This window comes from Spirulina sp. CCY15215, from assembly GCF_016888125.1.
Classification (GTDB): domain Bacteria; phylum Cyanobacteriota; class Cyanobacteriia; order Cyanobacteriales; family Spirulinaceae; genus CCY15215.
The window spans coordinates 1-690 of sequence record NZ_JACSWA010000124.1 but is presented as its reverse complement, the minus strand read 5'-3'; the positions used below and the strand labels follow the sequence as shown (position 1 = coordinate 690).

Genomic DNA, 690 nt, shown 5'->3' with positions numbered 1-690 from the left:
AATTCTCACCGAAGCACAATTCGACCTCAAAGCCGACCTTCCCCCCGCCCTCCTTGCTGAAGAAAAACGCCTTAACCAGGCACTCAGCACCGCCGAACAACAGCGCGTGCAACTCCTCCAGAACCCCAAAGGTTATGCTAATGCCGATCTCGAAGCCATCAAAAGCAAGATCGAGACAATTCTCGACGATTTGCAAACCCTCGAAGCCCAAATTCGTCGAGAAAACCCCGCCTACGCCAACTTAAAATATCCCCAACCCCTCACCCTGCAACAAATTCAAGCAAACATCCTCGACGATGATACCCTCCTCCTCGAATATGCCCTCGGAGAAGAACGCAGCTATCTCTTCGCCGTCAGCAAAACCGAGTTTACCGCCTACGAACTCCCCTCTCGCCAAGAGATTGAAACCGCTACAGAACGCTATATCGTCGCCCTGCAAGCCGAAAACCGCAACCCTCTCAGCGAAGGAACAGAACTGGCGAAAATGCTCCTCGATCCCGTTGCAGGTAAATTAAAAAATCAACGTTTGGCGATCGTCGCTGACGGGAAACTCAACCGCTTGCCCTTTGCCGCTTTACCTTGGGGTGCAGAAAAGGGCGCAAGCATAGAGGGCGCAAGCATAGAGGGCGCAAGCATAGAGGGCGCAAGCATAGAGGGCGCAAGCATAGAGGGCGCAAGCATAGAGGGCGC

The 690-nt window shown here is 53.5% G+C and carries 1 pseudogene; it reads left to right on the top strand.

Annotation, left to right across the window (positions count from 1 at the left end):
• Positions 1-690 (top strand): annotated as a pseudogene (locus tag JUI58_RS00570) (hypothetical protein); the annotation flags it as partial.